The following is a 14,270-nucleotide window of genomic DNA, read 5'->3' as shown; positions in this document are numbered from 1 at the left end:
GAAATCTTTAATCTTCACTAACGAAAAACAGGCACCGCACGGCGCGGTGCCTGCTGTTCAGAACGGGGTTTCGACCACGCCCCCATCGACGCGCAGCGCCGCGCCGGATGTTGCGGACGACAGCGGGGAGCAGACGTACACCACCATATTGCTGACCTCTTCAACGCTGGCGGCGCGCTGGATCACCGAGGTCGGACGATTGGCCTTGACGAATTTCACGCCCAGCTCTTCCAGATCCGCACCGTCAGCCAGCTCCTGTTTAAAGAAGTCGGCAAAGCCGTCGGACAGCGTAGGCCCGGGCAGTACGGCGTTGACCGTCACGCCGGTCCCGGCTGCGGCTTTTGCCAGCCCGCGTGACAGCGCCAGCAGCGCGGTTTTACTCACGCCGTAGTGGATCATATCAGCAGGAATATTGATGGCGGACTCGGACGAGAGGAACACCACTCGCCCCCAGCCGGAGTCGATCATCTGCGGCATATAGGCGCGGCTGAGGCGCACGGCCGACATGACATTAATGTCCCAGATGCTCTGCCACAGTTCGTCGTCGGTTTCAAAGAAGTCACCGCCGGGGAAGATGCCGACATTATTCACCAGCACATCGCAGCGCGGTTCGGCTTTCAGCAGGGCTTTGCAGCCTTCCGCCGTACCGAGGTCAACCGCATGTCCGCGTGCGCCGTGGCCCAGCGCTTTGACCAGCGCATCAACCTGCGGCTGGGTGCGCCCGGTGACGACCACCGTGGCACCTGCTGCAGCCAGACCCTGAGCGATACCTTTACCAATACCTTTAGTGGACCCGGTGACAATGGCGGTTTTGCCGCTTAAATCAATCTTCATCACGTTCTCCCGTTTATAGAGCCAGGGGGTAAGTGTAGACACGATTAAGCCGCTTTTGCCGCCCGCGGCATTAATCGCTAATGGAATACGCCTCGCTCAGCAGCCGGTTCTGCTGCTCACGGCTGTAGCTGACCAGCGAATTTTTGCTGTTGGAACGCGCCAGGATCCAGTCAACTTCCGCGGCGCTCAGCGCGGGCGGGGAGTGCCAGAACGGGGTAATGGCGTTAGTGCGTAACCACTCACTCAGCTGACGGGCCGGGGCATCGGGTGAGGCCTGCGGGAAAAGCAGCGCGGCCAGCTGCTGCATCAGTCTGACCTGCTGCGCATTTTCGCTCTGCTCCAGCAGGCTGAGGAACGGCAGCAGCAGGCGGCCACACACTTCGCCGTGATGATAATCTTTGATGGCGCCAAGCTCCCCGGCAATGCCGTGGATCACCCCCAGCCCGGCCATGCTCAGGCTCTGTCCGCCCAGCCAGGAGGCCAGCATCATCTGTTCGCGGGCTTCATCCCCGCTGGCATCGTCACGATTAAGCGCCGACCAGCCGCGAATAAACGCCTGCATCCCGGCGATGGCCGTCTGGCGGCTAAAGGCGTTGCCTTTTGCAGAGAGATACGCCTCGAACAGGTGGGTAAAGGCATCAATACCGCAGCACGCCAGCACGTGGTCGGACGCGCCGCGCAGCAGGTGCGGGTCGAGGATCGCTATCTGCGGCACAAAGTTAGCGTGGCGCAGCGAGGCTTTGACTTTGATCGCCGCTTTATCGGTGATCACTGCATTCTGCGTCACTTCGCTGCCGGTTCCGGCGGTGGTCGGAATGGCGATCAGCGGCAGGGTCGCGCCGCTGACCGGCGTATCGCCAACCTTTTCCAGGTAGCGCAGGGTGTTGAGCGGGTGCTGGCTGAGGGCGGCGACCGCTTTCGCGGCGTCTATCACGCTGCCGCCACCAATGGCGACCACGCGCTGCGCCTTGCCGCGCCAGCGTGCTACCCAGCCGTCTATTTCCGCGGGCGAAGCCTCGTGGCTGACCACTTCGATGCCGCACAGCAGCGGTTCCACCCCGGCCTGTAGCCGTTGCCAGGCGGGGCCATTAAGAAACGAGCGGCCGCAGAACAGCACGGTCGCCAGCGGCTCGGCGTTGAGCAGCGGCAGCAGCTGTTGCAGGCTGCCAGCGCCAAAAAAGGTCTGTCGGTTGCTAATCAGTAGGCTGGTGTTCATCGGCAGGGCATCTCTTCGCAAAGTTAAGGGCAGGTAAAAGTGATGTTCCGATCTTTTGGCGCGTTGATAATACTGAACCGGTGCTCAGAAATACGCTGGGCCAGCCAGCCGTCCGGCGTGGTGGCCGAAGGGACGTAGAGCTGGCGATCGGAAGAGAGCAGTGCGCCGCTCTCCACCTGTAAATCCGGCAGAGTGACTGAGAAAGAACTAAAGCGGTCAATAACTTTGCCCTGAGTCGTACCCAGCGACTGGCCGCTGAGCGTCGAGACTGTCGCAGCGCACGTTTCCCCCTGATAGTCGGAGGAGCAGGCGCTAAGCAGCAGAGCCAGCGCAACAGGCAGTGGGAAGAGTAATGAGGATATTTGCCGGGTTCCTGAAGACTGCATAGCACATCCTGTTGGTTGAAGGGCCACTCAGTTTATGAGAATCGGCTTAGTATAGCCCGGCGAAGCGGCGCAGTCATTGCGGCAGAATGCTCTGAGAAATAGTTAGCATTCACTTTCATTGTGCTGTGCCTGCGGCAATAACCCTGCGTTTTGTAACATTAAACTGAATCAATTCAGCTAAATCGTTAACAATAGTTCGCAAGCAAATTAATGAGTGCTACAATCGCCTCCGTTTTGAGACTTGGATCACATTAGTGCGGCGAAGCAACCCGATTGCGGCGGGCACAACAGGCGATACAACCTATCGCAGGAATCACTGACTTGTGTAATTTCCAGGCAAACTGGTCAAGGGGTTATATACTTTTGGCAGGTTGCCTCGCTGATACATAACAGTTGGACGTCAGGGAGTGACGGGCGCCTATCCGGCGGAGCCGGGCAGGCCTTTTGGTAATTTTACTTATCGAATAATTCCAGTGAATAAAAAAACCTCTGCTCTCTTTTTGACGCCGCTATTTCTGATGACGCCGGTCGCCATCAGCTATGCGCAATCCTCTGCCGCCGCCACTCAGGAGCAGGAACCTTCCCTGATGGTGATTAAACAGCGTACCGGCCTCTCCGAGCTGGATACGCCTGCCGCCGTCAGCGTGATTGATGGCGATGATATGCGCCACGCCAGCGCTCAGGTCAATCTTTCCGAAAGCCTTGGCAGCGTGCCGGGGTTACAGATCCAGAACCGTCAGAACTACGCCCAGGATTTACAGCTGTCGGTGCGCGGTTTCGGCAGCCGTTCGATGTACGGCGTGCGCGGCGTGCGCATGTACGTTGACGGTATTCCGGCCACCATGCCGGACGGTCAGGGCCAGACCTCAAACATCGACATTAATTCGATTGGCAAAGTTGAAGTGCTGCGCGGCCCGTACTCTGCGCTGTACGGTAACGCCTCCGGCGGCGTGGTGAATATCGATACCACCACCGGGACTCAGCCCACCACGCTCGAAGCGGGTACTTACTTCGGCAGTTTTGGCAGCTGGCGTAACAGCGTCAAAGCCAGCGGCGCCACCGGTGACGGCACTCACGCCGGGGATGTGAATTACACTCTGTCCGGCTCGCGCTTCACCACCCACGGCTTTCGTGACCATAGCGGCACGCAGAAAAGCCTCGGCAACGGCAAGTTTGGCGTGCGCCTCGATGACGTCAGTACCCTGACGCTGATGTTCAACAGCGTATCGGTGGATGCCAACGATCCTGGTGGCCTGACCGAAGACGAATACAAAGCCAACCCGCGCCAGTCGCCGCGTGGCGATAACTTTAACACCCGTAAGAGCCTCGACCAGACCCAGCTCGGCCTGCGCTATCAGCGCGAGATGAGCGACAACGACCTGCTGACGCTCACCACCTGGCACGGCGAGCGCCATACCACTCAGTACCAGTCGATCCCCCAGGGACCGCAGAACAATCCGGCCTATCCGGGTGGCGTAATCGTGCTGGAGCGTAAATATCAGGGCGTCGATACCCGCTGGAAGCACGATGGCCTGCTCGGGGCAATGCCGGTAACGCTGACCGGCGGCATCGACTATGAAACCATGACCGAGCGCCGCCAGGGCTTCCAGAACTTTAATCTGGTGGGTGGCGTGCCGGAGTTTGGCGAGAAAGGGGCGCAGCGGCGCAACGAGAAGAACACCATGTGGAACCTCGACCCTTATCTGCAAACCAGCTGGCAGCTAACGCCAAAGTGGACGCTGGATGCCGGCCTGCGCTACAGCACCGTCAGCTTTGACTCCACCGACTACTACATTACCACCGGCAACGGTGACGACAGCGGCAGCGCGCGCTACCACAAGCTGCTGCCGATGGGCTCGATCAACTATGCCGTCAGCGACGCGTGGAATGTCTACTTCTCCGCCGGGCGCGGTTTTGAAACCCCGACCATCAATGAGCTTTCATATCGCTCCACTTCCGGCACGCAGACCGGGCTGAACCTCGGGCTGAAGCCGGCCACCAGCGATACTTTTGAGCTGGGCAGCAAAACCCGTATCGGCTATGGCCTGCTGACTGCCGCCGTGTTCCAGACCAACACCGATAACGAGCTGGTGGTCGACAGCAGTTCCGGCGGACGTGCGGTATATAAAAACGCCGGTGAGACCCGCCGTCGCGGCGTCGAGCTGGGCTTTGATCAGCAGTTTGCGATGGACTGGCGCCTGAAAATGGCGTGGACGCTGCTGGATGCCACCTACCGTAACGAAACCTGCTCTGCCAGCGGCAGCTGCACCCCTGCGGGCAATCGCCTGCCGGGCATCGCGCGCAATATGGGCTACGCTTCGCTGGAGTATGCACCGGAAAGCGGCTGGCATGCCGGGGCCGATATTCGCTTTATGAGCAGCATTCAGGCCAATGACGCCAATGACGCGCAGGCAGCGACCTATACCGTCGCCAGCCTCAACAGCGGCTATCGCTTCAACTGGAGCCAGTGGTCCCTTGATCTGTTTGGCCGCGTCGACAACCTGTTCGACCGCCAGTACGTTGGCTCAGTGATTGTTAATGAAGGCAACGGGCGCTACTTCGAACCGGCGCCGGGGCGCAACTGGGGTGGCGGCGCGACGCTCGCTTATCAGTTCTGATAGCAAAGAATCCAGCAACAGCCTGCGAACGTTCGCGGGTAAAAAACACCCGATGGATAGGGCAGTACTTACCTTAAATAGTTCGAGTTGCATCAAGTCGGCAAGAGAACGAATCCCGATGAGCTTACATGAGTCAGTGATTCGGGTGAGTGAGAGCAGCCAACGCAGAGGCAGCTTGAAATATGACGGGTAAAAGGGTGTTTTAAAAGATTGGGCTTATGCTCAATCGACGACTTTAAATTTTGGTAAGGTTCAAACTATGCAAAGTAAAGCATCAAGAATACTGATCCTGTTAACGGCTATTTTCGCCACGCTGAGTGGTTTATACCTGTTAATCGGTGGTATCTGGTTGGCTAAATTGGGCGGTTCGCTCTACTACATCATCGCGGGTGTGGTTCTGCTGATTACCGCTTTCCTGCTGTATCGACGCCGGGGTGCAGCCCTGCTGCTGTACGCACTGTTCCTGCTGGCCACCACAATCTGGTCGCTGTGGGAAGTGGGCTCTGACTTCTGGGCGCTGACTCCGCGCCTCGACGTCACCTTCTTCCTTGGCCTGTGGCTGGTGCTGCCGTTCATCTGGCGTGGCCTGGGCTCTAAAGGCGCGTTCCCGCGCGTGGCGCTCTCTGCCGTGCTGGTGTTCGTGGTGGCGGTGCTGGCTTACTCGGTGTTTAACGACCCGCAGGAGATCAACGGCACGCTTAGCCACGATCAGGCTGCTGCCGCGCCGGCTGACGATGGTATTCCTGCCGGTGACTGGCCTGCCTATGGCCGTACCCAGGGCGGTACGCGCTACTCGCCTCTGAAGCAGATCAACGACGGCAACGTTGATAAGCTGCAGGAAGCCTGGACCTTCCAGACGGGCGACCTGAAAACCGCCAGCGATCCGGGTGAAATCACTAACGAAGTGACCCCGATTAAGATCGGCGACGCTCTCTACCTGTGTACTGCGCACCAGAAGCTGTTTGCTCTGGATGCCGCGACCGGTAAGCAGAAGTGGATGTTCGATCCGAAAATGAAGACCGACCCGACGTTCCAGCATGTGACCTGTCGCGGTGTGTCTTACGTGCAGACGCCGGAAGCGGCGGCCACGCCTGCGGGCAGCAAGCCTGCGCTGTGCTCACGCCGTATCCTGCTGCCGGTGAACGATGGCAGCATGTACGCGCTGGACGCGGAAACCGGTGCGCTGTGCCCGGAGTTTGGCGAAAACGGCAAACTGAATCTGCAGAGCAACCTGCCGTATAACAAAGTCGGTTCTTACGAGCCAACTTCACCGCCGATCGTGACCGATAAAACTATCGTGATGGCCGGGGCAGTCACCGATAACTACTCGACCAAAGAGCCATCCGGAGTAATCCGTGGCTTTGATGTTAACAGCGGTAAGCTGCTGTGGGCGTTTGATACCGGCGCGAAAGATCCGAATCTGATTGCAGAAGGCGCTCAGCACTACACGCCGAACTCGCCGAACTCGTGGGCACCTGCTGCTTACGATGCCAAGCTGGACCTGGTTTACCTGCCGATTGGTGTCTCGACGCCGGATATCTGGGGCGGTCACCGTACCCCGGAAATGGAGCGCTTCGCCACCGGTATGCTGGCACTGAACGCCACCACCGGTAAGCTGGCCTGGTTCTACCAGACCGTGCACCACGACCTGTGGGATATGGACGTTCCGGCACAGCCGACGCTGGCTGACATCAACGATAAAGATGGCAACAAAGTTCCGGTTATCTACATTCCGACCAAAACCGGCGACATCTTTGTGCTGAACCGGACCAACGGTAAGCCCGTGGTTCCGGCACCGGAAATGAAAGTACCGGGTGGTGCGGCGAAGGGCGACCATGTCTCCCCAACCCAGCCTTACTCTGAACTGAGCTTCCGTCCTAAGGCCCAGCTGGCCGGTAAGGATATGTGGGGCGCGACCATCTACGATCAGCTGATCTGTCGTGTGATGTTCCATCAGCTGCGTTACGAAGGTCCGTTCACCCCGCCATCCGAGCAGGGCACCCTGGTGTTCCCGGGTAACCTGGGGATGTTCGAGTGGGGCGGTATTGCCGTCGATACCGATCGTCAGGTCGCGGTGACTAACCCAATGGCGCTGCCGTTTGTGTCCCGCCTGATCCCACGCGGCCCGGGCAATCCCATCGAGCCGGATGAGAATGACAAAGGCGGTACCGGTACCGAGTCTGGCGTGCAGCCACAGTACGGCCTGCCGTACGGCGTGACGCTGAACCCGTTCCTCTCTCCGCTGGGCTTCCCATGCAAGCAGCCTTCATGGGGCTACATCTCTGCGGTTGATCTGAAGACTAACGATATCGTGTGGAAAAAACGTATCGGTACCGTGCGCGACAGCTCACCGGTTCCGCTGCCGTTTAAAATGGGTATGCCGATGCTGGGCGCACCGGTCACCACGGCCGGTAACGTGTTCTTCATCGCGGCAACCGCCGATAACTACCTGCGTGCCTTCAACGTTTCTAACGGCAAACAGCTGTGGGAAGCGCGTCTGCCAGCGGGCGGTCAGGCTACGCCAATGACCTATGAAGTGAACGGCAAACAGTACGTACTGATTGTTGCCGGTGGTCACGGTTCGTTCGGCACCAAGCTGGGCGACTACGTGAAAGCCTATGCACTGCCGGACAGCAAATAACGGGATCGAATAACGGGCGAGGCATGCCTCGCCCCTACTAAAATCGGTAGGGGTCGGGCATGCCCGACCCGCTTTATCCCAGTTTTCAAAAAGGCGACCTTCACAGGTCGCCTTTTTTTATGCCAGCGCTTTCAGCCCGGCGATTTGCTCGCGCCAGCGCGCCAGCGCGGCGGCTTCATCCTTCAGGCTGAACGTCAGGCCGCTGACCACGGTGGCATACGGTGCGCGGTGGGCGATCACCTGCTTCACCTCAGCGCGAAACACCGCCAGCGCCAAATCCGTCAGCGTTTCCGGGCGCGCGACTGCCAGCGCCTGGATCTCGATCACCGCATCGTTCAGCACCAGCGCCAGGGTGATCTTGCCATCGCGCCTCAGGTTCTGCGTGGTGGTGGAGTGCGGCCAGATGGCGAACAGCAGCTCCGTGGGGGAGGTGGCAATGATTTCACCGAGGCTAAGCTGCGCGGCATACGGCCAGCCGTTTTCACCGACGCTCGACAGGCGGATCGCCTGAAAGCGATGGCTGGCGGGCAGCGAACCGTCAAGCAGCGTCAGCAGCGCAGGGGGCAGAGTAATACTGTTCACCGTTCGTTCCTTCTGGCGATTAAGGGAGGACTATTTTACCACGAACAATCACTTTGCCCGGCTTGATCGCACTCTCGGTGGCGCGGCGGATCGCCAGATTGATCGCCTGCCAGGCAATTTCATGCAGATCGTGCGCGATGCACGGAAAGTGGAAGCCGTAGATTGCCGCGTGCGAGATCTCATCAATGCTAAACAGGCTGACGTCGCGCATCGGCACCAGCTGGCGGTCGATGCACGATTTGATAATCCCGAGTGAGATCTGGTTATTGCAGCCGACAAACACGTCCGGCGGGGCATGATTATCGAGGTAGTGACCCGTCACCTGCGCCGCAACATCCATATAGAAATCGGCGTAAAGGACCTCAAGGCTGGCAACTTTCCCCTGCAGCGCGGCGCTCAGCCCGGTGACCCGCTCGCGCGCGACGTTGGAGTCCTCTGGCCCGGAGACCACTACCACGCGCTGCGCCTGCTGCTCCAGCAGATAGCGCCCGGCCTGCAGGCCGCAGTCGAGGTTGTCGATATAGACGCCGCTGCACGAGCTGATATCCAGCTCACGGTCAACGAGGATCACCGGAATGTTTAGCGCCTCAAGGCGTTGCAGATAGGCTGGATGATAGTTGCAGTCGGAGGAGAGCACCGACAGCACAATGGCATCGACGTTATAACCGATCAGCTTATCAATGATGCGGTTCTCCAGCTCCACCGACTCTCTGGAGTCAAATACCAGCGTATCGTAGCCGGCTTTCTCGGCTTCCTCGGTCATCAGGCGCGTCAGCCCGCCAAAAAACGGATTATTCATATCCGGGTTGACGATACCGATGGTTTTGCTGTCGCGCGCGCGAAGATTGCGCGCGGCGGTGTTCACCACATAGCCCATTTCGGCGGCGGTCTCCAGCACGCGCTTCAGCGTTTCAGGATGCACCTTATCCGGGTGTGAAAATGCGCGGGATACGGTGATTTTACTGACGTTTGACTGCATGGCCACACTCTCCAGCGTGGCCTTCACTTTCCTGCCTGGCGTCAATTTATGCTCCCGATTCGCGACGTTAAAAAGTCATCATTTTGTACCATTTGCGCATCATGACAGATTGCCTGACAGGTTGCGAATGTTGTCGCGGCTATCCCGCTCTTTTCACCCGGGGATCGGTGAAAATATCCAGATCGTCACGGCTCTCTGACGAGAACTCCGACACCACCGCACCGTAATCGCCTGCCTGGAACCAGTGGCGGGTATTCGGGGCAATGGTGTACTGCTCGCCGGGGCGCAGCAGGATATAGCGTGTGGCGCTGTACCACTGCTCTGCGCCCTCCGGCGGCTGACACGCGCCATTATTCGGGGTCAGGCTGTCATCGTCGACAAACAGGTAGACCTCCCCCCAGCGGCAGCGAAAGGTCTCCTGTTTGCCCGGGGTGCCGTTAAACGGCGGATGCAGGTGCTCAGGGCAGGTCTGGCGCGGGAACAGCACCAGCTCCTTCGCACAGTAGCGCGGGGTATTGACGTACGTCAGCAGCTGCAGCCCGGAGAGCGGATAATCCGGCAGGCCGAAGGTGGCAATCTCAATCTGCTGCTGCTCATCCGGGGTCAGTTCAATCGCCGCTGTTGCGAGGAAATGGCGCGTCTGCTCGCAGGCCTGGTGGAGACTGGGCATGGTAATTCTCCTTATCTGATGTTATCGATATCATCGTTAATAACCGCGTTAGCGCACTATTTATTGTGCCGTTAGCCATTATTGCCGCGTTTTTTCTGCCGTGAATGTGCTTTTTGCTAAAAATTTAACCAGGTTCACATATTTTTAACGCCGACTCTTTTACTCTTGCTGCTATTGAAATGATATCGATACCATCTAAAACATCACAGGGGAGAGGATTATGAAAGCTCTGGTGCTTGAACAAGCCGGTAAGATTGCCATTGAGGATCGTGAGTTCAGCGAGACGCTGGGCGATGACGATGTGCAGATTAAGATCCACTCCGTCGGGATTTGCGGCAGCGACGTTCACTACTACCAGCACGGCCGCATCGGACCGTTTGTGGTGAAAGCGCCGATGGTGCTGGGGCACGAAGCCTCCGGCGTGGTGCTGGCGCTGGGCAAAAACGTGAAGCACCTGAGCATCGGTGACCGCGTCTGCATGGAGCCGGGCATTCCGGATATGCAGTCACCCCAGTCGCGCGCCGGGATCTACAACCTTGACCCGGCGGTGCAGTTCTGGGCCACGCCGCCGGTGCATGGCTGCCTGCGCGAGACGGTGATCCATCCCGGCGCGTTTACCTTCAAACTGCCGGACAACGTCAGTTTTGCCGAAGGTGCAATGGTGGAACCGCTGGCGATTGGCATGCATGCTTCGACCAAAGCCGGCATCAAGCCAGGGGATATCGCGCTGGTGATCGGTGCCGGTCCAATTGGGGTCGTCACCGCGCTGGCGGCGCTGGCCGGGGGCTGTTCCGACGTGATCATCTGCGATCTGTTCGATGACAAGCTGAGGGTGGCGGCCAACTATGAAGGCCTGCACGCGGTGAACAGCTGCGGGGAAGGCGTGGCGCAGAAAGTCGCCCAGCTCACCAGCGGTAACGGCGTTGACGTGGTGTTCGAGTGCAGCGGTGCCAAAGCCGCAATCCTTAGCATCTGCGACCATATCGCCCCCGGCGGCACGGCGGTGCTGGTGGGAATGCCGATTGATGCCGCGCCGGTGGATATCGTGGCGGCCCAGGCTAAAGAAGTCACCTTTAAAACCATTTTCCGCTACGCCAACATGTACCCGCGCACCCTGCGCCTGCTGAGCGCCGGCAAGCTGCGCGTGCAGCCGCTGATCTCCCATACCTACAAATTCAGCGACAGCGTGACCGCCTTTGAACGCGCGGCGGCGGGCAACCCGACCGACATCAAAATCATGCTGGAAATGGAGTAGGTCATGGCGCTGTATGCGGGCATTGACTGCGGAACGCAGGGCACCAAGGTGGTGATTATTGATGCCCAGCAGGGCACTATTCTCGGCAGCGGCAGCGCGCCCCACGCCATGCTTAGCGACGGGCAGGGCAAACGCGAGCAGCACGCCGAATGGTGGATCACTGCGCTGATCGCCGCCTTTGCTGCGGCAACGGCAGACGCTGGCGTTGCACCGCAGCAGATCGCGGCGCTGGCGGTTTCCGGCCAGCAGCACGGCTTTGTCGCGCTGGATGCGGCGGGTGACGTGCTGCACCCGGTCAAGCTGTGGTGCGATACCTCCACTTCTGCCGAGAATAGCTGGCTGCTGGAACAGCTCGGCGGTGAAGCGGCGGCGCTGCAACGTCTTGGTCTGGTGCCGGCGACGGGCTACACCGCCTCGAAAATCATCTGGTTTAAGCGTCAGCATCCGCAGCTTTGGCAGCGCCTTGCCTGCGTGCTGCTGCCGCATGACTATCTCAATTTCTGGCTGACCGGCGAGCGCGTGGCGGAGTACGGTGACGCTTCCGGCAGCGGCCTGTTCGATATTCGCCAGCGCTGCTGGGACCGTCATACCGTGGCGCTGATCGACGACAGTGGCCGCCTGTGGAATGCACTGCCGCCGCTGATTGCGGCGGAAAAACCGGTCGGTACAGTGTGCCAGCGGGCTATCGATGCGCTGGGCCTGCGCCCCGATACGCTGGTCGCCAGCGGCGGCGGCGACAATATGATGGCGGCAATTGGCAGCGGCAATATCCGCCCAGGGGTGCTGACCATGAGCCTCGGCACCTCCGGCACGCTGTTTGCCTGCGCCGACAGCCCGGTGGTGGCCGATTCCGCGGCCATCGCTGGATTCTGTTCCAGCAGCAACGGCTGGCTGCCGCTGGTCTGTACCATGAATGTCACCTCGGCCAGTAGCGCGGTCCAGGGACTGCTGCAGCAGGATGTTGCCGGGTTTAATCAGGCGCTGGAGCAAGCCGAGCCGGGCGCGGGCGGCATGCTGCTGCTGCCATTTTTCAACGGTGAGCGCGTACCGCCGCTGCCGAATGCGCGTGCCAGCCTGCATAACCTCAACAGCGATAATTTCACCGCCGCCAATCTCTGCCTGGCGGTGGTCGAGGGGGCAACCTACGGGCTGCGCTACGGGCTGGATCTGTTCCGCCAGCAGGGCATCAGGCTGGATGAGATCCGCCTGACCGGCGGCGGCGCCAACAGCCTGCGCTGGCGGCAAATCGTCGCCGATGTGATGGGCTGCCCGGTGGTCTGCCCGCAGGAGAAGGAGTCGGCGGCGCTCGGAGCCGCAATCCAGGCCGCGTGGTGCCATCAGCAGGTAGACAGCCCGCAAGCGGCCGACAGCCTGGATTTGCTGTGTCAGCGTTTTGTGCTGCTGGATGAGCGCAGCCGCGCGCTGCCGGATGAGGCTCGTCAGCGCCGCTACGCCGACCTTTATCAACGCTATTTGCATCTGCTGCAAAAAGAATATGGGGTAACGCTATGAGCGACACAGCAGCGGCTTATCTGCTGGAAGTCAGCGGCCTGAAGAAGAGTTTCGGCCCGGTGGTGGCCTTAAAGAATGCCGAGTTCTGCCTGCGTCGCGGCTCAATCCACGCGCTGTGCGGCGGCAACGGCGCCGGAAAATCCACCTTTCTCAGCATTCTGATGGGCTTTATCCAGCCCGACAGCGGAGACATTTTTATCAACGGCCAGCGCTGCGAGTTCTCCCACCCTAAAGAGGCGCTGGCGGCCGGGATTGCCATCGTGCAGCAGGAGCTGAGCACCATTGCCGACCTGAGCGTGGCAGAGAATATCTGGCTGGGACGCGAGCCGCGTCACTTTGGCTTCGTCGATTTTAAACGGATGAATCAGCAGACCGCCGACCTGCTGGCCGACCTGCACTTTACGCTGTCGCCGACGGCGATTATGCGCAACCTCAGCGTGGCCGAGCAGCAGCTGGTGGAGATTGCCAAAGCGCTGTCGCACGCCAACGCCGACATCATCATTATGGATGAACCCACCTCGGCGATCGGCGAGGAGGACGTGCAGAAAATCTTCCAGGCGATCAAGCGGCTGGCGGAAAAGGGCAAAGGCATTATTTACGTCTCGCACCGCCTGGCGGAGATTTTCCAGATCGCCGACAGCTACACCATTTTCCGCGACGGCAGCTATATCCACGAAGGGCTGCTGGCCGATATCACCCGCGAGCAGCTGATCGAACATATCATCGGCGGCGAGTTCGACAGCGAGTTCGCCAAGTTTAACCAGCCGGGCACGGAAGTGATGATGGAAGTGGACAGCCTGTGCTGGGGCAGAAAGGTGCGCAATATCAGCCTGACGCTGCGGCGCGGTGAGATCCTCGGCATTTATGGCCTGGTCGGTTCCGGGCGCAGCGAGTTTCTCGACCTGATTTTTGGCATTGAACATGCGCAGAGCGGCACTATTCGGATGGGCGACAGGACGCTGGCACGCCACTCGCCGCGCCAGGCGATCGACAGCGGCATTGCCTATGTGACGGAAGATCGTAAAGAGACCGGGCTGGTGCTGTGCCGCTCGGTCAATGAGAACATCAACATCGCCTCTTTCCCGGCCATTAGCCGTGCGGGCTTTATCAGCGACCGGATGGAGCAGGAGCGCACCCGCGCGATGATCCAGCGCTTTAACGTTAAAACGCCGGATGGCGAGCAGCTGGTGGGCAATCTCAGCGGCGGCAATCAGCAGAAGGTGGTACTCGGCCGCTGGGCGCTGCTGGACCCGCAGGTGATGCTGCTGGATGAGCCAACGCGCGGTATCGACGTCGGAGCAAAAAAAGAGATCTACCGCTTTATGTCGGAATTTGCATTGAAAGATCGCGGCATCATTATGGTCTCCTCTGAGCTGTCGGAAATTATTGGTATGAGCGACCGGATATTAGTGTTTAAAGATGGCGCGCTGGCCGGTGAATTATCGGCTGAAAATGTCACCCAGGCAGAATTAATGAAGCTGGCGGTGTAATCTTCAACAATATTGACTCTAAATAATTCTAATCGCAGGAAGGCGGCAAATCCATGAGTCCGCAGGAGCATAGTTAACTATGTGACT

11 protein-coding genes are annotated in these 14,270 nt (G+C 59.4%); 5 read left to right on the top strand and 6 right to left on the bottom strand.

Annotated elements, in window-relative coordinates; genetic code table 11:
* Nucleotides 1–57 precede the first annotated feature (57 nt).
* The 3 genes from ID864_RS13955 to ID864_RS13945 form a co-directional block, all read right to left on the bottom strand.
* Complete coding sequence (locus ID864_RS13955) at nt 58–834, bottom strand: SDR family NAD(P)-dependent oxidoreductase (RefSeq protein WP_048916818.1); 777 nt, start codon at nt 832–834, stop codon at nt 58–60.
* Nucleotides 835–904: 70 nt separating this feature from the next.
* Nucleotides 905–2,050, bottom strand: coding sequence for an iron-containing alcohol dehydrogenase (locus ID864_RS13950; RefSeq protein WP_048916817.1), 1,146 nt, complete (start codon nt 2,048–2,050; stop codon nt 905–907).
* Between the two features lie 23 nt (nt 2,051–2,073).
* Nucleotides 2,074–2,436, bottom strand: a complete 363-nt coding sequence (locus ID864_RS13945; protein ID WP_048916816.1) for a hypothetical protein — start codon at nt 2,434–2,436, stop codon at nt 2,074–2,076.
* A 518-nt stretch (nt 2,437–2,954) separates the two neighbouring features.
* Here ID864_RS13945 and pqqU point away from each other — a divergent pair.
* Nucleotides 2,955–5,054, top strand: a complete 2,100-nt coding sequence (pqqU, locus tag ID864_RS13940; RefSeq protein ID WP_353939701.1) for a TonB-dependent receptor PqqU — start codon at nt 2,955–2,957, stop codon at nt 5,052–5,054.
* 259 nt (nt 5,055–5,313) lie between these two features.
* Nucleotides 5,314–7,695: a glucose/quinate/shikimate family membrane-bound PQQ-dependent dehydrogenase gene (locus ID864_RS13935; protein WP_048916815.1), complete on the top strand. Its 2,382-nt coding sequence runs from the start codon at nt 5,314–5,316 to the stop codon at nt 7,693–7,695.
* Between the two features lie 117 nt (nt 7,696–7,812).
* On the opposite strand, the gene ID864_RS13930 is transcribed toward ID864_RS13935, so the two are convergent.
* The 3 genes from ID864_RS13930 to ID864_RS13920 all read right to left on the bottom strand — a co-directional run bounded on the left by ID864_RS13930 (nt 7,813) and on the right by ID864_RS13920 (nt 9,926).
* The gene (locus tag ID864_RS13930; protein ID WP_048916814.1) at nt 7,813–8,277 is read right to left on the bottom strand and encodes a hypothetical protein; all 465 of its coding nucleotides are present in this window, start codon (nt 8,275–8,277) and stop codon (nt 7,813–7,815) included.
* A gap of 19 nt (nt 8,278–8,296) precedes the next feature.
* Nucleotides 8,297–9,301: a LacI family DNA-binding transcriptional regulator gene (locus ID864_RS13925; RefSeq protein ID WP_224750504.1), complete on the bottom strand. Its 1,005-nt coding sequence runs from the start codon at nt 9,299–9,301 to the stop codon at nt 8,297–8,299.
* Between the two features lie 94 nt (nt 9,302–9,395).
* On the bottom strand, nt 9,396–9,926 hold the full coding sequence (locus ID864_RS13920; protein WP_099754131.1) for a D-lyxose/D-mannose family sugar isomerase: 531 nt from the start codon (nt 9,924–9,926) through the stop codon (nt 9,396–9,398).
* 220 nt (nt 9,927–10,146) lie between these two features.
* Between ID864_RS13920 and ID864_RS13915 the strand changes: the two genes are divergently transcribed.
* From ID864_RS13915 to ID864_RS13905, 3 genes are read left to right on the top strand one after another with little or no spacing between them, the layout of a single operon-like run.
* Nucleotides 10,147–11,181, top strand: a complete 1,035-nt coding sequence (locus ID864_RS13915) for an NAD(P)-dependent alcohol dehydrogenase (protein WP_048916812.1) — start codon at nt 10,147–10,149, stop codon at nt 11,179–11,181.
* A 3-nt stretch (nt 11,182–11,184) separates the two neighbouring features.
* On the top strand, nt 11,185–12,693 hold the full coding sequence (gene xylB / locus ID864_RS13910) for a xylulokinase (RefSeq protein ID WP_191149961.1): 1,509 nt from the start codon (nt 11,185–11,187) through the stop codon (nt 12,691–12,693).
* Nucleotides 12,690–14,183, top strand: coding sequence for a sugar ABC transporter ATP-binding protein (locus ID864_RS13905; protein WP_048916810.1), 1,494 nt, complete (start codon nt 12,690–12,692; stop codon nt 14,181–14,183). The genes xylB and ID864_RS13905 overlap by 4 nt, the downstream gene beginning before the upstream one ends.
* The last annotated feature ends 87 nt before the right edge of the window (nt 14,184–14,270 follow it).

Source organism: Erwinia aphidicola, from assembly GCF_014773485.1.
Lineage (GTDB): Bacteria > Pseudomonadota > Gammaproteobacteria > Enterobacterales > Enterobacteriaceae > Erwinia > Erwinia aphidicola.
Note: the sequence above shows the minus strand (reverse complement) of the source record. Positions and strands in the feature narration are given on the sequence as shown.